This window comes from Akkermansia muciniphila, assembly GCF_002884975.1.
GTDB lineage: Bacteria > Verrucomicrobiota > Verrucomicrobiia > Verrucomicrobiales > Akkermansiaceae > Akkermansia > Akkermansia muciniphila_C.
The window spans coordinates 489,415-512,121 of sequence record NZ_PJKB01000001.1; the positions used below are offsets into that span (position 1 = coordinate 489,415).

The 22,707-nt window shown below is 60.0% G+C and carries 13 protein-coding genes; 7 read left to right on the forward strand and 6 right to left on the reverse strand.

All coding sequences use genetic code 11. The annotated features are described in order from the left end of the window. Positions 1–27: 27 nt before the first annotated feature. The gene (locus CXU21_RS02060) at positions 28–978 is read right to left on the reverse strand and encodes an enolase C-terminal domain-like protein (RefSeq protein WP_146016912.1); all 951 of its coding nucleotides are present in this window, start codon (positions 976–978) and stop codon (positions 28–30) included. A gap of 90 nt (positions 979–1,068) precedes the next feature. On the opposite strand from CXU21_RS02060, the gene CXU21_RS02065 reads away from it, so the two are divergent. The 3 genes from CXU21_RS02065 (at position 1,069) to CXU21_RS02075 (ending at position 5,843) form a co-directional block, all read left to right on the forward strand. Beyond that, complete coding sequence (locus tag CXU21_RS02065) at positions 1,069–1,974, forward strand: SDR family oxidoreductase (protein WP_180972585.1); 906 nt, start codon at positions 1,069–1,071, stop codon at positions 1,972–1,974. Then, positions 1,971–3,281, forward strand: coding sequence for a class I SAM-dependent rRNA methyltransferase (locus CXU21_RS02070; RefSeq protein WP_102724872.1), 1,311 nt, complete (start codon positions 1,971–1,973; stop codon positions 3,279–3,281). The genes CXU21_RS02065 and CXU21_RS02070 overlap by 4 nt, the downstream gene beginning before the upstream one ends. A gap of 93 nt (positions 3,282–3,374) precedes the next feature. Further along, positions 3,375–5,843, forward strand: a complete 2,469-nt coding sequence (locus tag CXU21_RS02075; RefSeq protein ID WP_102724873.1) for a hypothetical protein — start codon at positions 3,375–3,377, stop codon at positions 5,841–5,843. Between the two features lie 12 nt (positions 5,844–5,855). Here the strand turns inward: CXU21_RS02075 and CXU21_RS02080 are convergent, their stop codons facing one another. Together CXU21_RS02080 and CXU21_RS02085 are read right to left on the reverse strand one after the other, a co-directional pair. Then, positions 5,856–6,137, reverse strand: a complete 282-nt coding sequence (locus tag CXU21_RS02080) for a KH domain-containing protein (protein WP_102711411.1) — start codon at positions 6,135–6,137, stop codon at positions 5,856–5,858. A 320-nt stretch (positions 6,138–6,457) separates the two neighbouring features. After that, complete coding sequence (locus CXU21_RS02085) at positions 6,458–7,642, reverse strand: class I SAM-dependent rRNA methyltransferase (protein WP_102724874.1); 1,185 nt, start codon at positions 7,640–7,642, stop codon at positions 6,458–6,460. 189 nt (positions 7,643–7,831) lie between these two features. On the opposite strand from CXU21_RS02085, the gene nagB reads away from it, so the two are divergent. Both nagB and CXU21_RS02095 read left to right on the forward strand, forming a co-directional pair. After that, a complete protein-coding gene (gene nagB, locus CXU21_RS02090; RefSeq protein ID WP_257996449.1) occupies positions 7,832–8,575 on the forward strand; it encodes a glucosamine-6-phosphate deaminase in 744 nt (247 codons plus the stop codon). A gap of 604 nt (positions 8,576–9,179) precedes the next feature. Beyond that, positions 9,180–9,872 carry a type 1 glutamine amidotransferase domain-containing protein gene (locus CXU21_RS02095; RefSeq protein ID WP_102724875.1) on the forward strand — a complete coding sequence of 231 codons (693 nt, stop codon included), beginning with the start codon at positions 9,180–9,182 and terminating at the stop codon, positions 9,870–9,872. A gap of 68 nt (positions 9,873–9,940) precedes the next feature. Here CXU21_RS02095 and CXU21_RS02100 read toward each other — a convergent pair whose 3' ends face one another. After that, positions 9,941–10,669 (reverse strand): TlyA family RNA methyltransferase, encoded by a 729-nt coding sequence (locus CXU21_RS02100; protein ID WP_102711421.1) that lies wholly within the window; start codon positions 10,667–10,669, stop codon positions 9,941–9,943. Between the two features lie 160 nt (positions 10,670–10,829). Here CXU21_RS02100 and CXU21_RS02105 point away from each other — a divergent pair, with 160 nt between their 5' ends. Beyond that, complete coding sequence (locus CXU21_RS02105; RefSeq protein ID WP_102711423.1) at positions 10,830–11,393, forward strand: DUF2062 domain-containing protein; 564 nt, start codon at positions 10,830–10,832, stop codon at positions 11,391–11,393. Between the two features lie 75 nt (positions 11,394–11,468). Here CXU21_RS02105 and CXU21_RS02110 read toward each other — a convergent pair whose 3' ends face one another. Continuing rightward, complete coding sequence (locus CXU21_RS02110) at positions 11,469–12,167, reverse strand: pirin family protein (protein WP_102711425.1); 699 nt, start codon at positions 12,165–12,167, stop codon at positions 11,469–11,471. A 192-nt stretch (positions 12,168–12,359) separates the two neighbouring features. Here CXU21_RS02110 and CXU21_RS02115 point away from each other — a divergent pair, with 192 nt between their 5' ends. Next, entirely contained in the window at positions 12,360–15,539 is a 3,180-nt protein-coding gene (locus CXU21_RS02115) for an AsmA-like C-terminal region-containing protein (protein WP_102724876.1), read from the forward strand. A gap of 230 nt (positions 15,540–15,769) precedes the next feature. On the opposite strand, the gene CXU21_RS02120 is transcribed toward CXU21_RS02115, so the two are convergent. Beyond that, entirely contained in the window at positions 15,770–22,363 is a 6,594-nt protein-coding gene (locus CXU21_RS02120) for an autotransporter outer membrane beta-barrel domain-containing protein (RefSeq protein WP_102724877.1), read from the reverse strand. Positions 22,364–22,707: the final 344 nt, after the last annotated feature.

Consider the following 22,707-nt stretch of genomic DNA (forward strand, 5'->3'; position numbering starts at 1 on the left):
GAAGTTCCGGGAGAGCGCGGCGCCCCGTCAAAGTTTTTTCCAGGGCAGGGCCTCAAGCATCCCGTCAAAGCCCAGCCCCGTTCCGGCGGGAACGGCTACCTGCGGGTTCATGCCGCCCATCTGGTCAATGAAGGGGTCCGGCTCAAACAGGAGGTGCGTGCAGAGGCCGCAGAGCGGAATTTCCGTGGGCAGGGCGTTGCGGTAGTAGTCCGCGGCCTGGTAGACGGCCCAGAGCTGGCCCACGGGATGGTCCATGACGGTGGTGAAGACGGGAGGCTCGTAAAGGTGCGCGGGGGTGGCTTCCCGCGCGGGCTTGACGATGCGGATGATAGGCAGGTCGGAAGAGATGGCTGGCTGGTGCTCCGAGTCCGAGCCCATGTCCAGGGCCAGCGGCATGCCGGCGTCCACCAGCCTTTCCCAGCTCTGGACGGAGAAGGGGCACGGGTCTTCAATGAAGTCTATCCGGGTTTTCAGGTGGTGGGGCAGGGATTTCCAGAATTTAAGAGAATCGTTTTCATTCAGGCAGCCGTTGAAGTCCAGCCGCCAGCGCCAGGCTGGGACCATGGAGGCCAGCATGGTCAGCCGTTCCAGAGCGGCCGCCAGGTTGGGGCTGGCCTTGATTTTTCCGGCCTTGAACCCCTTGGATTCCATGATGCGGATGGTGGCGGGGCTGACGCAGGAGGGCAGCGTGGCGTGGCTGGCGGGGATGTGGAGGCCGTCAAACAGGCTGACGCCCTTCGCGCGCGCCTCCCCGTCCGTCCGGGCGCACTCCAAGGCGCGGACGCCCAGGGGCAGCGGGTTTCCCTTCCTGAGCGCATCCAGTTCCTCCTGCAGGGTGGCGTCCCCCAGCTCCGGCCACGGCTGGATGCAGCCGTACCCGCCTTCATCCGTTTTAATGAGGGCTCCCTTCCTGCATACTTCCGCGGCTCTGGCGTTCAGCGGACCGCATGCCGTTAAAGAATATTCATGGTAAAACACAACTTTAATTCAAACAGCCTTTCAATCTTTTGTCACGATGAAAAAAGGTTTTCATTGGATTTTGGAGGGGGAATGGCTAAGCTCCGTGTCATGTACAGAACATTGGTGTTCGGCGCGGGCGGCCGTGTGGGAAGCCGGCTGGCGGCGCATCTGGAAAAGGAAGGCATGGAAGTGGTGGGATGCGGACGGAACGCGTGTGATTTAAAGGATTTAAAAGCCCTGAAAAACGTGCTGCTTTCCTCGGGCGCCACCCACGTGGTGAACTGCGCCGCCGTGAGCGGCCTGGAGGCCTGCCTGGACGATCCGGAGACGGCGCACCGCGTGAACGCCATGGCGCCGGAGATGATGGCCCGCATCTGCCGCCTGGAGGGCATGCGCTTCATCCACCTGAGCACGGACTACGTGCTGGACGGCAGGAGGGGCGGCCTGAAAACGGAGTCGGACAAGTGCCGCCCCGTGAACGTGTACGGAGAATCCAAGCTGGAGGCGGAACTCCGCGTGCGGGAGGAAATGCCGGAGGCGCTGGTTGCCCGCGTTTCCTGGGTGTTCGGCAATCCGGAGCGGCCTTCCTTCCCGGAGATGGTGCTGCGGAAGGCGCTGAACGGAGAACCCCTCTCCGCCGTGGCGGACAAATGGTCCATGCCCGCGTGGGTGGAGGACCTGTGCGGGTGGCTGCGCTTCCTGGCGTATGAAAGCGATGCTTCCGGCGTGCTACACCTGTGCCAGTCCGGGGAGCCCGTTTCCTGGCACGGATATGCCGTGGCCGCTCTGAAATGCGCCGTGAAGCACGGGCTACTGCCTTCTTTGCCGCCCGTGGCGGAACAAAAGCTCGACGAACAGGCCGGTTTCAGGGATGCTCGGCCCCGGCATACCGCCATGTCCTGCGAACGGCTCGCTTCCCTGATGGAGCGGCCCGTGAGGACGTATGAAGAGGCCATCGACCTGGCCGTGGCCCGCTATGCCTCAGATCCAACCTTCCTCTCCCGCATCTCATGAACGATTTCCGCAATTCCCGTGATTCTAGCGATTCCCGCCCCAGGCCCGCCTACCGGGACCGCCGCTCCCAGCCGGGGCGCCCGCGCACGGCTCCCAAAAAGAACCTTTTTGTCAACAAGTCACCGGAAGGCAGTGAACAATGGCTCACGCCGTGGGTGGAACTGAAATACTTCACGTACAATCCCGCCGTATTCCCCCGCATGCTCGGCTCCGTGAGCGGGGAAATAGCCCCGGGAAGCCTGGTGCATGTCTATGACAAGAACGGGGAGCTCTTCGGCTCCGGCTTCTGGAATGAAGCCAGCCGCACGCCTCTGCGCGTGGTATACCACGGGAAGGACGCCTTTACCGAACGGGACCTGGACGCCGCCCTGGAACGCGCCGTGAAGCTGCGCCGGGATATTCTGCGCCTGGATGAAACCACCAACGCTTACCGCGTGCTGCACGGTGACTCCGACGGCCTGGGCGGCCTGGTGGTGGATCGTTACGCGGACGTGCTGAGCCTGGAGGTAAGCACGCTGGCCGTCTGGCAGAGGCTGGACCGCTGGCTGCCCCTGCTGCACCGCCTGTGCGGCACAAAGCGCCACGTGGTGCAGGTGGATGAGGGCATTGCCCGCATGGAGGGCATCCGCGCGGAAGACGCCCCGGAATCCCCGGCTCCCGTCCGGCTGGTGAAGATTGTAGAGAACGGCATCACTTATGAAGTGGACTTCGCCCAGGGGCACAAGACGGGCTTCTTCTGTGACCAGCGGGACAACCGCCTTAAATTCGCCTCCCTGGTGAAGGGAGCCACGGTGCTGGACCTGTGCTGCTACAGCGGCGGCTTTTCCATTGCCGCCAAGATGCTGGGAGGCGCCGCGGAAGTCACGGGCGTGGACCTGGATGAAAAGGCCATCGCCATGGCGAAGAGGAACGGCAATATCAACCAGCAGCGTATCGACTTCGTGCATGCGGACGCCTTTGTCTACGCGCGCCAGATGGTGCGTAACGGGCGGCTGTTTGACGCCGTGCTGCTGGACCCGCCCAAATTCATCATCGGCAGGGAGGGGTATGAGGAAGGCATCAAGAAGTACCATGACCTCAACATGCTGGGGCTGCAATGCGTGCGGCCCGGCGGCCTGTTCGTCACCTGTTCCTGTTCCGGCCTGCTTTCCCCCGCGGAATTTGAGCACACCGTCATCAAGGCCGCCCAGCGGCAGGGGCGCAAGCTCCAGATCATGGCGATGACCGGCCCCGGCTGGGACCACCCCTTCCTGAGCACGTACCCGGAAGGCCGTTACCTGAAGGTGCTGTGGGCCATTGCCCTGTAACCGGGCCATGCCCGGAACGCATCCGGAAGAAGACGGAAAACCTTTCAGGCGTGTTGACGGCTTTTCCTCCTCCCTGCTTTGATGGGGAGGAATATGGCAAAACAAGTATTACAGCGGCTCAGTTTTACGGCCGGGGAGCTGACCCCGTGGCTGGCCGGGCGCGCCGACCTGGACCCTGTGTCCCGCGGCGCCTCCCGGCTGATGAATTTCCTGGTCAGCCCCTTCGGCGGCCTCCGGCGCAGGCCCGGAACGCGCCTGGTTGCCCGCGCGGGATGCGCGGAAGGGGCCGTGAGGCTGGTTTCCTTCAAATACTCCACGGGCGTGCAGTTCATGCTGGAAGCGGGGCGCGGCTACATCCGGTATTTCAAGGACGGCTCCCCCCTGCGGGATGCGGACGGCGGCGTGCTGGAAACCTCCACTCCCTGGAAGACGGACGAACAGGTTAGGAACCTCCGGTTGCAGCAGCTGAATGATGTGATTTACTGCGTGGAGCCGTCTACCCCGCCCATGACGCTTTCCCGCCATGCGGACGATGACTGGCGGCTGGAGGCGCTGGAGTTTTCCGGCATGCCTTATGAAAGCTCCCTGTTCAATGCCGTGAGGCTGGAATGCCGGATGGTGAGGGAAGGGAGTGCCGCCAGATTGCTGGCCAGTGCGGACGAAGACGTTTTCACGCCGGAAATGGAGGGCAGGGAGTTCCTCCGCATTACCCGGAAATACGGGGAATCCGTAGTGGAGGGGACCCAGATGCCCTTTTACCATCTGACGAACCTGGACCGGGACCTTTACAAGGGGGAGACTTTCTCCATGGACCGGGAGGACGGCTGGCGGCAGGCTTATACGTGCATCCGGGATTTCAGCAGGAAGACCGACTACCAGCCCGGCGTGAATCGCCCGGAGAGGTACACGGCATTTTTTGAAAAGGGCTCCGATGCCAGCGCGCGTGTTTACGTCAGCGGCGCGTGGACGCTGGAAACCACGGGAACCTGGGATGCGGAGTGGGAAGTGTGCCGGGGGTATCCGGACGGCTCCAATTACCTCCCCGCCCAGCCCTCCCTGGTCTGGCACTCCGTGAAGAGCTTCCAGCAGAAGGACGGCTTCCGGAACAATTTTTCCCTGAGCGGCAATGAAGAGGAATTATCCTATTATAAAATCCGCCTGATGGCGTACAGGAACGGGGCCTCTGCGGGAACGCCCGTGCTCCGGGCGGCGGCAGGCTCCTTTGACCATGAAATGGTGGTGGAGGAATACGTTTCCCCCCGCAGCGCGTATCTCACGAACGCCCTTCACCTGTCCTACTACGCGCTGGGGGATTGTGAGACCAATGACTGGTCCTTCGGCGCGTTCGGCGTCCGGAACGGGTATCCGTGCACGGTGGAATTCCATCAGGGGCGGCTGTGGTTCGGCGGAACTCCCGGGCAGCCCCAGACGCTGTGGGCCAGCCGGGTGGATGATTTTTCCGCGTTTACTCCGGGTGTTCCGGCGGATTCCGCCATGATTCTGACGATGGCGGCCTCCCAGCAGAACCGCATCTCCTGGATTGCCTCCCTGCGGGGGCTGATGATCGGCACCAGCGAAGGGGAGTGGCGGCTGTCCGCCTCCAACTCGGAAGGGCTGAGCGCGGCCAATGCCGAATTCCAGCGCCATTCCGGGGTGGGTTCCGCCTCCCTGGACGCCCTGACGGTGGAAAACAGCCTCCTCTTTGTCCAGCAGGGAAGCATGATGGTGCGGGAACTGTTTTATTCCCTGGAGGCTGACGGCTACCAGACGCGGGACGTCAGCCTGCTGTCCGGCCATCTGCTGAAGGCGGGGATTGTGGACTGGACGGTGCAGAGAAGCACGGCGTTCCATGTCTGGTGCGTGCTGGGGGACGGCTCCGCCGTGTGCATGACGCTGAACAGGGAGCAGAATGTGGCGGCGTGGCACGCCCACCGCCTGGAACATGGCCGCATCCTGTCCGTGGCGGCTTTGCGCGGCTCCCGTGATACTCCGGATGAGGACGTGTGGTTTGCCGTAGCGCGCGGGGAGGGGGAACGGGCCTGCATCACCATAGAGCGCCTGGCGGACGGCCATGCCTGCCTGGACGCCTGCACGGAAGCCGTGGTGCGGGGGGAGGCTTTGTCCGGGCTGGAGCATTTGGCGGGATGCGGCGCCCTCCTGCTGGACGGGGACGGCGCATGTATGCCCATTAGCATTGACGGGGAGGGGAATGCCGCCTGCCCCGGCAGGAGGGACGGGGAAGCCGTGTCTGTAGGGCTGGCCGCCCCGGCGGAAGTGAGGACGATGCCCCTGGAAACGCTTGAGACGCTGGGCAGGTTTAAAAAGCAGCTCGGCGCGAGGGCGCTGCTTCACGAAAGCACGCTGAAGTTCCGGTACGGAACGGGCCACCCGGATGCGTGGAGGGATTTCCAGCCCGGCAGGTACGGCGTGGCGGAGCCTTATTCCGGCTACGTGCGCATGATCCACAACTACGGCATGGATGAGCAGTCCCGCTTTGCCCTCCGGGTGGAGACGCCGGACCCGTTCAATCTGCTGGCCCTGGTGCTGGATGTGGAATTATAGGGGCGGGTGGCCTTACGGCTGTTCCGCCGCTTCTTCATGGGAAAGCATGTGCACGATGACCTTGAGGCCGTGCTTTTCCCCCGCCGCCTTCGCCAGGGAGCGGATGGCCGAGGCCGTCATCCCGTTGCGGCCGATGATGCGGGCCACGTCTGTTTTTTCCAGAATCAGGCGGAAGCGGACAGCGTCTCCCTGCGGGGATTCCGCAACGCGCAATTCCGCCTGTTCCGGGTGTTGCACGAATTGCAGGGCGATCAATTGCAGGTACTGGCGGATTTGTTCTACGGCAGGATGCATGAGGGGAAATGTGGGTTATTTCAACCAACCTACTATAAAACCGCCTGATTGAAAAGATGCAATTCCAGACATTCCCTGAAAAAGAAAGTCGCCCCGGTCGTAAAACGACCGGGGCGCCCCAACTACCCTATGAAACTGGATCCGTTAAGATCCAGAGAGCTTTTTTAACGAGCGCTCACCTGCTCGAAACGCAATATAGGACAGGAAAAAGGGATAAGCAAGTATTTTTTCATTGAAACGATTGTTTTTATTCCGGAAAAACAACATCGTATTCTTTACAATATCAGGCCATGCGGAAGGATATTGTTATTGCAACAAAATCATCTGCCGGGAAGCAGTTCATAAGTGAAGCCCTTAAGGTACTCCGTTTCCGGAATGTTCAGTAAAACCGGGTGGTCCGGCCTCTGGCCGTGTTGCTGTACCAGGCGCAGGGTGGCCGGCGCGTCAATGGCGGCGTCCAGAACGCTCTCCCGGAACAGGTCCGCCCCGGCGTGGTGGGAGCAGCAGAAGGTGGAAAGGATGCCTCCCGGCGCCAGGAGCTTCATGGCGCGGAGGTGGATTTCCTTATACCCGCGCATGGCGTCATGCACGGATTTCTTGTTTCTGGTGAAGGAGGGCGGGTCCAGGATGATCAGGTCCCACTTGTGCTCCCCGCCGTCCCGGACGAGGGCGGCCTCCTTCTTCAGGAAGTCAAACGCGTTGTCCGTAACGCACTGGATGGAGACGCCGTTCAGCGTTGCGTTGCGCGCCACGGCGTCCATGGCGTCCTGGGAGACGTCCACGGCCGTGACTTCCGCGGCTCCCTCCAGGGCGCAGGCCAGGGCAAAGCCGCCCTGGTTGCAGAAGCAGTCCAGCACGCGGCGTCCGCGGGCGAAACGGGCCACGGCGGCGTAATTGTCCAGCTGGTCCAGGTACAGTCCGGTTTTCTGCCCCGTCTGGAGGTCAATCATGAACTGCACGCTGCCGCTGCGTGCGGCAAAGGGTTCCGGCTCCTGCCCGCGCGCCACGCGGACGGAAGGCTCAATGCCCTCCGCCGCCAGCATGGGGGAATCATTCCTGACAATGATCCCCCGGGGGGAGAGCAGGTCTTCCAGAACGTTCAGGATGATGGGAAGGCGGCGTTCCATGGCGACGGTCAGCGTCTGCACGACCAGGTAATCCGCGTAACGGTCCACGATCAGGCCGGGGAGGCCGTCCGACTCGCTCCAGACGAGGCGCGTGAGGGTTTCTTCCGGCAGATACCGGCGGCGCAGTTCCACCGCCTGGCTGATGCGCCGGGAAAAGAAGTCCCCGTCCAGTTCCTGCTTGCGGCGGGAAAAACGCCTGGCGACGATCTGGGAATGGGGGTTGAACATGGCGGACCCCAGGAAGCGGTCCTTGAAATCCTTCAGCGCCACCACGTCCCCTGGCTGGGGATTGCCGAACACCTTGCGCACTTCCGTGCCGTAAACCCAGTCGTGCCCCTGGAAAAGGCGTGCCCTTGGAGAAATAATCAAACCTGCCATGTCAGGAAAGGCAATACATGATCAGGGTGGAAAGTTCAAGGGTAATGCGGGCGGGGACGCTCCCGGCCTCTTTTCCCGGAACCGGGAAGCTTCCGTTTCCGGGAATTTTCCGCTCAAGCGCATCAAAGTGCATGATTCCGGGACTATTCCATTGAAAAAGATTCCCCGCACGGTAAAATGAGGCGCGTTATGAAAGTAGAAACTTTTGAAACTCCCCAGGATGCTGCCAAGTCTTTGGCAGGAGAAGTTGCGGAACTCATCCGCAAGCGCGCCGCTGAAGGCAGGAACGTGGTTCTTGGCCTTGCCACGGGCGCCACTCCGCTGCCTTTTTATGCGGAACTGGTCCGTCTCCACAAGGAGGAAGGCCTTTCCTTCAGCAACGTCATCTCCTTCAATCTGGACGAATACAGCGGCCTGGACCACGACCATCCGGAATCCTACTGGTATTTCATGCACACCAACCTTTTCAACCACATTGACATGAAGCCGGAAAACATCAATCTGCCCTCCGGAACCGTCAAGGGTGATGAAATTGCCGCCCACTGCGCCGCCTATGAACAGAAAATCAAGGATTGCGGCGGCATTGACCTCCAGATTCTCGGCATCGGCCGCACCGGCCACATCGGTTTCAATGAACCCGGCTCCGATGATACCACCATTACGCGCCAGGTGCACCTGGACGAACTGACCCGCTCCGACGCCGGCCCCGCCTTCGGCGGTGTGGAAAACGTTCCCACCACGGCCATCACCATGGGCGTGGCTACCATCATGGGCGCCCGTGAAGTGGCCCTGATGGCCTGGGGGGAAAAGAAGGCTTCCATCGTGAAGAAAGCCGTTCAGGGTCCTGTGACGGTGGATGTGGCCGCCTCTTACCTGCAGAAGCATCCGAACGCCAAGTTCCTTCTGGACAAGGGCGCCGCTTCCCAGCTTTAATTCTCCGTTTCAGCAACGGACACGCCGTCTTTCCCGGTTCCGCGGAAAGGCGGCGTTTTTGATGGAATGAAGGAAGGCGGAATCTGCTTTTTCCGGCGGGTGGTTACCGGGGAGGAGCGCTGCATGTGCAGGGGCCCGGTTCCGTGAATGAAGATTGTGTGTCATTGGGGGAGGCGCGGAACCGCCGTGGCTGTTCCGGTGTTCGCGGGGCGGAGGGAAATGGAGGAAGCCCGTTTTCCCCCTCCATGGCTGGACCGGAAGGATGAAAGGGGTGAGGTGCTTGTTTATTGTGTTGGAAATAAAAGTGTTTTGATGTTTGGCGCAACATGTTTTCCTGCTTCGGGAAGCGGCTCTGAAGCCCGGAGGGCCTCCCGGAATTCCTGCTAAGAATTTCCTTTAAAAAGGGGACGGCAGGCTGGCCATTTAACCGGCAGCGGCTTTTTATTAGGATGAAGTGGCGCATTGACAAGAGTTTCATTTTCCGTGCATGGTTGAAACTGCCAATAGATGAAAAATAAAATATGCCCGGCAGTGTGTAATTAATAGTTCATTCAAAAATTACAGATGATAGCCGGCTGTTATATAGAACAGGAGAAACAGAGAGATGAAACAAATGAAAATATTAATGGTTGTAACCGGAACCGGAATGTTTCCGGACGGAAAAGAGGAAACGGGATTATGGCTCAGTGAGCTTGCCCACATGTACGACAGCGCGAAAAAGCGGGGATATGATATTGTCGTTGCCAGCCCCAGGGGAGGTGACACCCCCGTCGATCCCATGAGCCTGAAAACGATGTACATGGATAAAATCTCCAAAGAATACTGGGATGATTCCGAATTCCGGGATGTGCTGCGGCACACGAAAAGCCTGGATGAAGTTTCCGGAGAGTTGTTTGACTGCATTTATCTGGCGGGCGGCCACGGCGCGATGTTCGATTTTCCGGATAATGCCGTTCTGCAAACGCTCATTAAAGACCACTATGAAAACAATAAAGTAGTTGGAGCCATTTGCCATGGCGTATGCGGATTATTAAACGTGAAACTCTCGGACGGACAATATCTGGTAAAAGATAAAAAGGTCACGGGATTCAGCTGGTTTGAGGAAGGCCTGGCCGGAAAGAAAAAGCTGGTGCCTTTCGACCTGGAATCCGCGCTGAAGGAACGCCGGGCTGATTACAAGAAGTCATTGATTCCGATGATGCCGGAGGTAGTGACGGACGGAAACCTGATCACGGGCCAGGACCCGTTCAGTTCTGAAAAAATGGCTGAAACGGTCATGAGCCGGTTTAACCAGTAGCAATTGGCCGGGACCGCCTGCTGCGGCGTTCCGGGGGCGCGTTATGCCTCGCAGGAACAGGGCCTGGGCTACTTGAGCCAGGCCAGGAATTCATGGTTGCCGTCCGTTCCGGTGATGGGGGAGGGTTCGCAGCCCATCCAGGAGCGGCTCAGCTCCTCCGTGACGAAGGCGCGTATGGAGTCCACGGCCCGCTGGTGCAGGGCCGGGTCCCGGACGATGCCGCCGGGGCCGATGTCTTCCGGCTGGAGCTCAAACTGGGGCTTGATGAGCACCAGGGCGTCCCCGCCTTCCTTCAGCAGGGGGAAGGCCGCGGGCAGGATTTTTTTCAGGGAGATGAAGGAGACGTCGGAGACGATCAGGTCCACCTGCTCCCCGATGTCTTCCGGAGTCATGTAACGGGCGTTGAATTTCTCCTTCACGATGACGCGGGGGTCCTGCCGCAGTTTCCAGACGAGCTGGTTGGTGCCGACGTCGACCGCGTGGACCCTGGCGGCTCCGTGCTGGAGCAGGCAGTCCGTAAAGCCTCCGGTGGACGCGCCGATGTCCAGGCAGACCTTGCCTTCCGCGGAGACGGGAAAGGCGTTCAGGGCGCCCTCCATCTTCAGGCCGCCGCGGCTGACATAGCGGGGGCGGTTCCTGATGGCGATCTCCGCGTCTTCATTGACCTTGAGGCCCGGCTTGGTGGAGGGGTGGCCGCCCACGCTCACCTCTCCGGCAATGATGAGCCTCTGGGCCAGTTCCCGGGATTCTACGAGATTGCGGGAAACCAGAAGGACGTCGAGTCGTTGCTTGCTCATAATTCGGAAGAAAGGTGCGTACGCAGGTATTTCATGAAACCGCATGGGGAATCAAGAAAAACCGCGCGCAGGGGGCATTTGGCTGCAAATTTGCGCCATGGCGCGCGCTGGAGCATTTTACCATTGATTCAGCGCGGATTTATACGAGACTTTCCGGCGAATGGAACACCGCTACAGGCAATTAATGCGCAAGGTCAGGCTCTACCTGCTGACGGAGGTGCGTAAAAAATCGTGGACCAGCAAGTTCCTTTCCGCCAGGATTTTTGACCATGTTTACTGGTCCTGGAACAGGCAGTCCGTGGCTACGGGCGCCGCCTGGGGCGCCGCGGCGGCGATTGCCCCGCTGCCCATGCAGAGCCTGTGGGGCGTGTTTGCCTGCCTGTGGCGCAAGGGGAATATTCCCGTAGCCATCCTGATGGCGTGGCTTTCCCCCCCCGGCTTCACCTTTTTTGCCATTCCGGGCCAGTGGTGGCTGGGGTGGTTCCTTTTTTCCAGCGTGGGCCTTCCCACATCCGGGGCAAACTGGCAGATGCTTAAAACGGCGGTGCAGCAATGGTCCTGGGCTCCGTTTGACGGGCTGAGCATCGGCATGGTCAGCCTGGAGTTCCTGACGGGCTGGATCGTTTCCAGCGTGGTGCTGGGCTTCCTGTGCTACGGGCTGGTGCAGCTTGCATGGGGTGTGGGCCACTTTCTGCGCGGCAGAAGCAAGGCTGAAGGAGAATAACGCAGGAACCCGCCGGCTTTTCAGGGCGGGCGGGGCCGGAAGGCGGCGCGCTCCTTAGGCGCGGCGGCGGGAAGGTCAGACGGCCACTTCCATCAGCAGAACGGTTGAGTTCTGGACCGCTTCAATGGTGATGGAATCCGTATCCGTGATTCCGGCTCCGTCCCGGCGGTGCAGCACCGTGTCTCCGATCCTGATCTCTCCGTCTATTACGAAGACGTACACCCCGGTGTTCTGGCACTTGAATTTGTATTCCCGTTCCACGCCGCGGTCCAGCTCCGCCCAGGAGAACCAGGCCTGCTGCATGATGGAGATGTCCGTTTCCGGAGCCAGGAAGGTGGAAATCTCATTATGCTTCAACAGAGGCTTGATGTCGTAATCCCGGTACTTGGGGGGCGTGTTCACCCGGTCCGGAATGACCCATATTTGCAGGAATTCCAGGGGTTCCGTGGAGCTGCCGTTAAATTCGCTGTGCTGGATGCCCGTTCCGGCGCTCATCACCTGGATTTCCCCACGCGTGATGGTATGGCTGTTGTTCAGGCTGTCCCCGTGGCGGAGCTGTCCTTTCAGGGGGATGGAAATCACCTCCATGTTCTTGTGGGGATGGGTGCCGAAGCCTTCTTCCGGGAGAACCGTGTCGTCGTTGAGCACGCGCAGGGCTCCGAACTGCATGCGGTCCGGATTGAAGTAATTGGCGAAGCTGAAGGTATGGTACGTATTCAGCCACCCGTGATTGGCATGTCCACGGGAAGATGCACGGTCAATAATGATGTTCATGATTGATGGGGTTGGTATATTCAAACCGGGTTTCATCCGGTCTGTAGTTTGACCGGACGGAACGCCGGGCCGTTCAACACGGATGACAGCATTTCCGGAGTTGTAAAATAAATCGGCAACACAAATTGGTGGTGCAATGTCTCTTCTTTTAAGGTAGCTTACGGAGGTACCTGTACAAACAATACAAGGCGTATGGCTCAGCGGACATTCATGAGATGGATCAAGGGATTGGTTCCCACGGTGATTATTTTGCTGTGCGCCGTGGTGCTGGGCTGCATTTGTTATGTCGCCATCTGGGGGGCTCCCTCCTTCGTGGTGCAGCGCGTAGAGCAGGCCCTTCTGGAAAAAGGCATTCCCGTCCATATAGAGACGCTGAAGATTTCCCTGTGGCCCCGCGCCGTCGTGACCTTGAAGGACGTGTCCCTGCTGGACCCGGAATCTCCGCCGGAGGCGCGCCGTTCCGTGGCCCTGCTGCATGAGGCGGATGTGGCCCTGAACTGGAAGGAGCTGATAGACGGGAACGTGTCTCCGGAACGGCTGAATGTGAAGGGGCTGGATATCAGCCTGCCCGTGGATGCGGAAAAGCCGGAAAGAGTTTTTTCCACCACGGGGCTGAACGCGGAGCTGGACCTGGGGCGACCGGACATGGTGGATATTGTGAAAGCGGACGCCGTGGTGCAGGGCATCCGTGTGACTGCCCAGGGGGCTTTTTCCATCGGGCAGGGGGAATCCGGAGATTTTACGCTGACGGCCGGGGACATGGCCGCCGTCAGGGAACAGCTGAACCAGGTGCTGAAATACCTGGACCGCGTCAAGTGGCCGGAAGAGGCCCCGCCCGCTCTGGCCGTCATCCTGAGCGACGATCCCAAGGGAGGGGTGCGCGTGGGGATGGATTTGCAGGCTCCTTCGCTAAGGTACGGGAAAATCCGGGTCAAGGATTTCCAGTTCAGCGGGGATTACGCGGATTCCGTTATCATGGCCAAGCGCTTCACCATGCGGGATGCGGAAACGGCCGGCTTTGTGAATCTTTCCCTCCAGGCCGACTTGAAAAAACGCTCCCTGATCTGGGATGTGCGCAGCACGGCTCCCCTGGTGTCCTGGGCCGTGGCCATCGTTGATGAAGCCCTGGTGCCGCGTGAAATGAAGTTCCTGAGCGAGCCGCATGTGCAGGTTTCCGGCCGTGTCGTGTTCACGGAGAACTGGGAGGGCGTGGAGCATGTAAACATGATGGGTTCCGGCTCCATGGGGGCCTTTTCCGTGCTGGGGGAAAAATTCCAGCGGGCCTCCTGCGATTTCAGCTACGAGGACGGCAACTTTTATGTGACGGATCTGGATATCCGCCATCCCGGCGGCAGTTTTTCCGGCAAGGTGATGGGCGTGGACGGGGAGATCAAGGTGGACGTGCACAGCACGCTGCCCATGCATGCGATGCTGGACATGGCCCGGTCCATTGCCCCTGAGGATGTGAAGCTGCCCCCCACGCTGGAGATTAAGGGGGACCCCGAATTGAAGGTGTACGGCACCGTGGACATGGGCAGGGGCTGGAAGGGGCCGCTCCGGGTGGACCGCCTGCAGGTGGAAGCCGCCGTGACGGACATATCCTACCAGGGGGTGGAGTTCGCGACCGCCTCCGCCAGGGGGGAACTGATCGGCCGCTCCATCAACGTCACCGGGCTGGACCTGGCGAGGGAGGACGGCCATGTGAAGCTGGAAGGCAGTTACCTCGGGACAGACCTTGTTTTTACGCTGGAATCAGACTTGAAGCCTGAGCTGCTGGTCGCCCTGGGCGGGAACCTGGTGCCGGTGCCGGAGAAGCTGAAGCTGCCGGAAAAAGCGGTCCTGAGGGTGCACGGCAGGCTGGACATGCCGGAAGGAAAGCCCGTGGAACCTACGCTGGTCCGTGCGCGCATCAGTGCGGAGAACCTGGCGTGGAATAAAATTCCCGTCAAGACGGCGAACGTGGAGGTGGAATACCGACCCAACCAGCTCTTTGTGCAGAATTGCCGGATAGAGTTGGAGAAGGGCGTTTTTGAATTGTTCGCCAATGGCTTTCTGGACGGCCAGATGTTCGTGATGGGACAGTCCACGGTTCCTCTGGAAACCATTGACCATCTGCTGGGCATGAAGGATGATGACTTTTTCATGAGCCGCTTCGTGTTTCGCAAGGATTCCGGCCTGGAGCTTTCCTTCCAGGGAACGCTGGGGCTGTACAATCTGGAAAAGGCGTACGACATCCAGGCCACGGTTTCCGCCACGAATACCCGGTACAAGGGCGTGGACCTGAAATCCGCCCGGGCGGATGCCCACCTGGTGACGGACCAGCTGGTGCTGACCAACGTGACGACGGTGGTTTCCAACGGGGGGTACCTGTCTTCCGCCGGCCTGTCCGGCGGCCCCTCCGAATGCACGCTCAAGGCCAAGAGCATAGATTTCCGCTTCGTGCAGGATACGGTGGAAGTGCTGGGCATGGAAGGGCAGGCCTACCCCGGCTATACCATGCGCATGTTTTCCGACAGCGCCGCGGAGGTGCTGAAGGAGTTTGTCTTTACGCGTCCCGTGACGCTTTCCGGCGGCGGCATGTTCCCCATGGGGGATGACATGAAGCTGATGAAGGGGCGCATCCGTTTTGACGCCTCCGCTGGGCGCGTCCGCTATCCCCTCCTGGGAACCACGCTGGACCTGGGGAGGGCCACGGGGGAAATACTGATTTCCCCGGAATGGGTGGTTGTGGACAAACTGAAAGGAACCATCTGGGACGGTTCCTTTACGGGCCGCGTGCTGGCGCAGATTGACAAGGGGGACGCCCTGAACGGCTCCTTTGTGCTCCAGGACATGAACCTGACCTCCATCGGGAGGTCTTATGGAGAAAAAATGGAGAAAGCCACTGTGCACGGAGCCATTGAATTTTCATCCCAGGGAGGGAACATGAACTCCATCCAGGCGAAGGGGGAAGCTGCGCTGGTGCACGGTGACCTGGTGGAAATCCCCCTGTTCGGCTTTTTGGGAGAGGCCCTCTCCAACTACATTCCGGGGCTGGGCCATCTGATCAATTACAAGATCACCAGGGCGGACTGTGATTTCTCCATAGAAAAGGGCTACATCCGCACCAGTAATTTCGTGGCCAGGGGGAGCAACATGTCCCTGGAGGGGGGGGGCTGGATACGCCTTGCCGATTTACAGGTCAATTCGGATTTCAAGCTCAGGCTTCGCGGCCTGCCGGGGCTGATCACCTCCCCCGTCTTCCTGCTGGCCGGGGGATTGTTCCAGGTGCGCGGCACGGGACCATTGAGCAATGTTTCCTGGAGCTTTGCGCCGTTCTCCGGCGGGAAGGCCCCTGTTCCTCCTGCCGCCGCTCCGGCGCGCAGAAGGTAGAGTGGAGAGTGAGCGGCGGGATTAGTGGACAGAATGGACTTCATGGACAGGATGGACACCATTTTCTTTCTTCTATTCTGTCCTTTCAGTCCACACGGTCCATGACGTCCATCTTCTCCGGAGACTGCCATTTCCTTACACAGCAGGGCCGTTCCGGACAATGCCGGAACGGCCCTGGCGGTGCGGAGAGCGGATAATCTCCACTCTCAACTCTCAAACCTCAACTCTTCTTAAAAGTCATACCGGTAGCCCACGCTTCCGTTCACCGAGTTGGCCCCGTCACGGAAGTCAGCATTGCCATTGACGAACACCGTTCCCTGCGTTCCCACCGGCACGCTCAACCCGGCTCCGATCTGGAGGGCCGTCGTTCCTACCTTGGCTCCCCTCACCGTCTGCGTGTAGCCGGGATTGGACAGGAAGCCTATATTGGTTTCTCCGCGGCGGTCGCCCATGTCCTGGGCCACGTTGGCGCGGAACTCCACCAGAGCCTCACGGCCAAAGATGTTGCTTCCCGCCAGCCCCATCCAGCGGCCGCCCAGCGCCACCGTTCCCGTCGTCCAGTCCTGCTTGCCTACATTCAGGCCCGCGTTCCCCGCTCCCGTTTCCGTGTAGCCGTCCATGCTGGTTTTGACGATGGAGGCGTTGAACAGAGGCTGGAAGACACTGCTCTTGTCTTCATTGAGGTACACGTCGTAAGTCAGCTCATACATCGCTCCAAAGCCCCACCCGTTGGTGTTGCCATTAGCGTCATAGCTTCCGGCGCCGTAATCCACCGTGCGGTTGAGCTTGGCGTCGTTCCAGCCCCCCGTCAGGATCAATGTGTGGGCCCACCGCTTGCTCTGGTAGCGGCCGAAGAGGTTGGCGTAGTAGCTGTCCAGGTGGCCGTCCGCCGTGTCCGCCGCGCTGGCCGTCAGGTCACCGTAGTTGGCCGTGAAGGCCGCTCCCATGGTGAAGTGGTCGCTGAGGTCCACGTCCATGCCCACGGTGCCGCCCCAGGTGGTGAGCTGGTAGCCGCTTTCATCCCCCTTGGTGTCCAGCTTGGCGTAGGAGCCCGTGCCTTCCATCCACATGTGGAAGTAGGGGAGGTCTTCGTTGATGTAGGCGGGGTTGACGCCCATGAGGGTGGTGCGGTTCCTGATCCAGCCCATCTGGTCGCGCAGGGCGTCCTTCTGGGCCGTGCCCAGCGCGTTGACCGTGCTGCCTGCCGCCGCCGCCAGCTTGCGGGTGGCGGAGTTCATGTCTCCGTTTTCCATATCCCGTGCAATGGAGTCGGAAATCAGGTAGAGATTGGAAGTCTGGTCTTCCGCAATGAGCCACTTGCTTGCATCCAGCAGCGCTCCCCCGGAGGTTGAGTTATGGGTGGTGGAGGCATCCAGATAGGGATTTTCCGTGCGTTCGTCTCCCCGCAGGAAGATGTCGCTTCCCTCCGCTTCCAGGCGCAGGTTGTAGAGCAGGGAAAGGAATCCGGCGGTGAGCTTGTAGCCGCTTCCCAGCGTGGCCGCCGTGCCGTCTGCCCCTTCCAGCAGGACAAGGTCCAGCCTGCGGTCTTTTGCACTGAAGGAGGTGGAGGTATTGTAGAGGTTGATGGCGGCATCTCCCACGCTGACGGTTCCGGTGGAGGATACGGCAGTACCCAGGCCGGAGGTGGAGCCCGCATTCATGTAAATGTTCAGCGTGGAGCCATTGCCCATGCTGAAGTCTCCGCTGGTTTTCAAATGGGGCATTCCCGTATCGGAAACCAGGTTCAGGGAGGCTCCGGACCCCGTGTGCACCTGTCCGTAGGTCAGGCCGTCCCCCTTGAGCACCAGGGTGCCTCCGTTGATGGAGAGGTTGACGTCCGCAGAGCCGGGCCCGGTGAAGGTTTGCGTGCCGGTTCCGTTTTTACTGATGGCGCCCGCGCCCTGGAAGTCTCCGGAGAAGAGCGCCGTGGCATTGTTCAGCTCAAGCGTTCCTCCGTTAAGGTTCACGGTGCCGTCTCCCGCCAGGCCGCCCAGGCTGAGCGTGCCGTCCACGGTGGTGGAAGCTCCGTCCCGCAGGGCCAGCGTAGTATCGTTGCTGATGGAGCCGCCCTCCGCCAGGGAGAAGACGCTGCCGTTTCCGCTGACGGTGAATGTTCCGCTTCCCGTGACGGCTGCGGCAAGCGCCGTGGAGGAAAGAACAGTCAGTTCAGAGTCTTTCCCCAGGTCAATGAAGGAACCTGCTCCCGTGGACAGGCTGTTGGCCGCAGCTTGGGCGTTTTCTCCGAGGGCCAGGGAGCCGTTCACGTCAAGCGTCTCAATGGCGCTGCCTTTACCGGTCAGGTTCAGGGCGGCGTCCTGCGCCACTGCGGCATGCGCCGCCGTCAGCTTTCCGCCGATGTTCAGGGCGCCTTCAGCCACATCCAGGTAGCTTGTCCGGACGTTGCCGCCGATGTTCATGGTATACCCGGCGCCTTCCTTGCGGATGGCGGCGTCTCCTTCAATGGAGCCTTGATAGGTGGAATTGGTGATGTCTCCGGTGTTGCCCAGGACGACGGTCAGGCCGGTATTGGTCCCCGTGTTGACCATGGCGGTGGAGAGCGCGCCTTCCAGGTTATTCAGGTGCAGATCCTGCGTTCCGGTCATGTCTATATTGATGACCCCGTTGTTGTGGATGCCCTCCAGAGCTTCCACAATGTCCTTGCTGTTGTCCTGAAGGGTGAGGGGGGCGTCCCCGGCGTTCTGCACCAGCCAGCCGGCGGCGGGTGCTCCGTCCCGGGGGGACAGCACCAGGGAGCCTCCCCGGGACGTGACGCCGGAGCCGAAGATGGAGTCAAAAATATGGTAGGGCGTATCAAAGTCCACCGTGGTTCCTTCTTCCAGATTAAGCGTGCCGTTGGTGATGCGGATGGAGGCGTCGTTCAGGTTCGCCAGAAGGGCGGCGGCCGCATCATCCGTCAGCTGGAGCAGCAAGTCTCCGGAAAGGGTGACGGTGCCGTCCGCGGCGGTGGAGAAGGAGAATATCTCTCCGCTGCCGCTGCCCACCATGCCTGAAGAGATGCCCAGCGTGCTTCCGGACAGGGAAATATTCCCGCCCCCGATGTCCGTGACATGGGTGGCCTGGTCACCTGTGCGGCTGGCCGCTCCCTGGAAGGACTTGAGGTTGGTGCCGGACATGCCGCCCATGGAAACGGCGGAGGGTTCCTGGCCGGGAGTATCCTGCCGGATGGAGACGTTTCCGCTGGCATTCTGCGCTCCCGCCAGGGAGCCGTAACCCAGGAAAATGTTTCCGGTCAGGGCCGCCCCGTTCATATTCAGCAGGCCGCCGCTGACGGTGGTGTCCCCGGTGTAATTGCTTCCTACGCCGATGGAAAGCGTACCGTCCCCCTCCTTGACAAGGGAACCTTCCCCTCCCACGTTTCCATTGAAGGTGATATTCGTTCCGTTGGTGTCAATGGTATTGGCGGTTCCCGACTTCAGGGTAACGGTGTTGGAGGCGACGTTCTGGGCCCATTGCTCCGTGGCCCGGATGGTGACGTTGTTAAGCTCCAGTACCGTGTTCGCGTTTAGATTCAAGCCTCCGGCCCCCAGCTCCGCGACGGTGTCCTTGCTGCCGTCTCCCGCGCCGCCGCCCAGAATGAGCGTTCCGGCCTGGGTGCTTTTGATTCCACCGGCCGCTATGCTGGCGCCGGAGAGCTGGAGTTTCTGTCCTGCGGCGCCGTTGGTGCGGAACGTCAGTACATGGCCGTTGCCGATGATGTCACCGGAGATGGTGGAAGTTCCGGTGCTGTATACAATGATATTGGCGTCAGCGGACAGGGTGACGTTGCCCGTGATGGTGACGCCGTCCATGCGCAGTGCACCGTTTCTGTCATTTCCCGTCCCGGTGCCTGTCCCGGCAATCGTAAAATCCTGTGCCCAGGTTCCGCCGTTCATGTAAAGATGGGTGCCGGCTTCCACCGTGATGTCCAGATTGGCGTTCAGGTTGTTGCCATTAGCCCCTTTGAAGCGCTGGTTGCCGCGCAGTACCAGTTCTCCTTCAAATCCACTGAATATGGCATTGTTGATGTTGGTTTCATCCTGTCCCGTATTGTTCAGGACGACCGTTCCCGTGCCCGTCACGGCATTCGTGAACAGGGAGCCGTCCTGGCCGCCGCTGTTGTTGTCAATGGCGTACAGCAGGGTGCCGTTTTCTTCTACGGTGACGCCTCCTGTTCCCAGCGTGGTTTTTCCGGAGAAGGACAGGGAGCCCCCGGTGACCTGCGTTCCGCCCGTGTAGGTGTTGGCAGTGTTCCCCAGTACAAGGGTGCCGGTCCCGGCCTTCACCAGTTTGCCTGCGGAGCCGTCCGCCGTATCTGACAGAATTCCGGCCAGGGTGGCCGTGCCGTCTCCGGCCACGGTGAAGAGCCCGTCGCCCGTCATGGAAATGTTATTGGCAAGGGTGACGGAATTACCCAGGATGAGTCCGGCTCCAGCAGCCATGGTGACGCCTCCCGTGCCCAGAGCCTGGGCGTTGTTTAGGGCGATGCTGCCTTTAAGGAGCTCCGTTCCTCCGGTATAGGAGTTGGCCGTATTGATCGTCAGGGTGCCGTCCGCATTCATCGTCAGTTTTCCGCCGCCCGTGATGGAGCCGCTGCCGCCGAAAACGTAGCCGTCCTCCGTGACCGTCATGGAACCGGGGCTGACATTGCCGGAAATAGTGACATGGCGCTTGTCCGCCGCGGTGGTCCCGTCAAAGGTGACGTGGTCGCCCGTGTAGAATTTGTTGTCATCGCTCCCGGTAATGCTCCAGGGAGAACCGGCCCCGGTTTCTCCCCTGGTGGTCCAGATGCCTTCCCCGGCGCCGTTCCAGGCCAGATTGCCGTTTTCTCCCTTGTCCGTTACATTCAGGACCACGGATTTTCCGTCATTGGACAGGGAAACATCGGCAGTGGCGCCGCGGTTCAGCCCGATGAAGCTGAAATCCCCGCTATTGATGAAGCTGCCCGTGGCGGTGGTGAAGAGGAGGTATTCCGTCTCCGTGGAGGCGGAGAGGTCAATGTTGAAGGTAAGGCCGTTCAGTTCAACGGCTGCCGTTCCCGTGTAGGTAAGCTGGTCGTGCTCGGCCCCCTGGATGTCCATGAAGACATTGACGCCCGCGCCGAAGGCCAGGGAAGAGGCGCTGACGTTGGTGATCGTTCCGGCGCCGCCCAGGTTCAGGGAACCGCCCGTAATGCTGATATTTCCTGCGTTGTAGTCTCCCGCTGCATTACCCAGCTGCAGCATTCCTCCGGTGGAAGTGATGCGTCCGTTGTTGGTCCCGGCAAAAATGAAGGTTCCCGCTCCGGATTTGACCAGGCTGACGGTGTCGGCAAGGGTGCCTGTAAAGACATTCAGTTCATCCTTCTGGACCAGGTTCAAGGTGTCCGGATTGTCCGCAGCCGCGCCGGAGCTTTTCCCTTCAATGGTGCCCTGGCCGTTCAGCCCGGCAATGTTGGCGGTTTTGTCCGCATTGTTGACCCACAGGTAGCTGCCTTCAAGGAACAGGTTGACGGTGGCGTTGACCAGGGCGTTCTGATGGGCCAGCACCAGGGCTCTTTTCTTGGTGGTCGCGTCTCCGGTCCCGTCGGGAGAGCCGATGTTCACTGTTCCGGTGAAGTCTGTGTTTTCACTGGTGATGAATAGCTGCCTGTTGGCCAGATCATCTATTCCGGCGCTTCCGGCAAGGAATTGGAGGGTGCCTTCGCCGCTCAGCGTCCCGGTTAATCCGATTGTCTTTGCATACTGGGTTTTAATGTCTGCGACGTCGCTGGCGGATTCCCCGATCCGGATATTGCCGGACAGCGTGTACTGGTAGGAATCCCCGTTCGGGTCGGAGGCGTCCCTGATGTAGATTTCAGCGCCGTTGTGCAGCCAGATGTTGTTGGTAACGGAGTGATGGTTGCCGTTGTTGCCGTTCAGCGTCAGCATGGCGTCTCCCACCACGATGTCGGCCCCCGTGAATTCCAGCTTGCTGCCGTTGGCGGCTCCCAGCTGCAGGGTTCCTGAGGTGACCTTCACGATGCCCTGGTAATTGGCAAGGGCCGTACTGGAGTTGACAATGAGGGCGTTTGAGCCTGTTTTTTCAAATTGGCCTCCGCTTCCTCCAAGCTGGCCGTTGAAGGTGCTTGTGCCTTTGGAAGTGTCGAAGGCCAGGGTTCCCTGTTCGATCGTGAAATTTTTCCCGTAGGTAATTCCTCCGGAGGTGGGCTTGATCGTCAAGGTTCCCTCCCCGCTTTTGACGTACGCAAAGTTATTGCGGGTGACGGCAGCCCACACTACGTCGTTGCCGTTGGTATCCACCCGGATGACATCCTTCCCGGCTGCGGCATTGCTCATGTTATTGGTAATGTCCGTGGTAACGCCTTCCCCGTATTTGACGGTTCCTCCGCCCCAGCTGATCTTTCCCGTTCCCAGCACGCCGTCAGCGCCCAGTTCCAGAAAGCCTCCGTTAAGGTTGATGGTTCCGGAGAAGCCGGGATTGAGCGTTTCAAGCCTCAGCGTGGAAGTTCCGGATTTGGTGAGGGGACCGTTTCCGGCCAGGGCGCCGTCCCCTTTCAGCGTGTAATTGGTGGTGTCGGAATTGAAGGTAAGCCCTGCGGGCGTCACTGTTCCGGAAAGGATCACCTCAACAAGGTCCTGGCCGTCAATGGTTCCAAAAATAACGGTATCCGCATCCGTGTAAACCGCATTGTCCGCCCATGGGGAATCATCCGGAGTTCCGTTCAGGGACCAGACGTTATTGCCGGCTGTTCCGGCCCAGGCCAGCTCGGCGGCCGTGGCGGAAGGGGTGAGAGAAAAACTGGCGAGGAGAGCCGCCAAGAGTGTCATAGGTAAATGCAGTTTCATGACAAGGGATATAGGTGTTTTTATATGTTGTTGATTATAAATGAATAATGTTATTTCTGGTCTTTTGTTCTAATTAAGCTATAGAATTAGATTGTTAGTGTCAATCTGTTTTTTCAATGGATAGGGAGTACCGGATTCGCAATCCGGAGACAGGCTTCATGTTTGATTAAAAAAGAGTTATGCCGGACAAACTTTTTGACGGCGAACGGAATCGCCTCTCCTTCCCGGGGGCGCCCACGGAAAAGAGGATATTTTTCTTCTTTCCGGCGGGACAGGAGAGGAAATCGTGAGATGCTCATACACAAAGCGTTATTTCTTTAAACGGCTTTGACCGTTTGAAATAA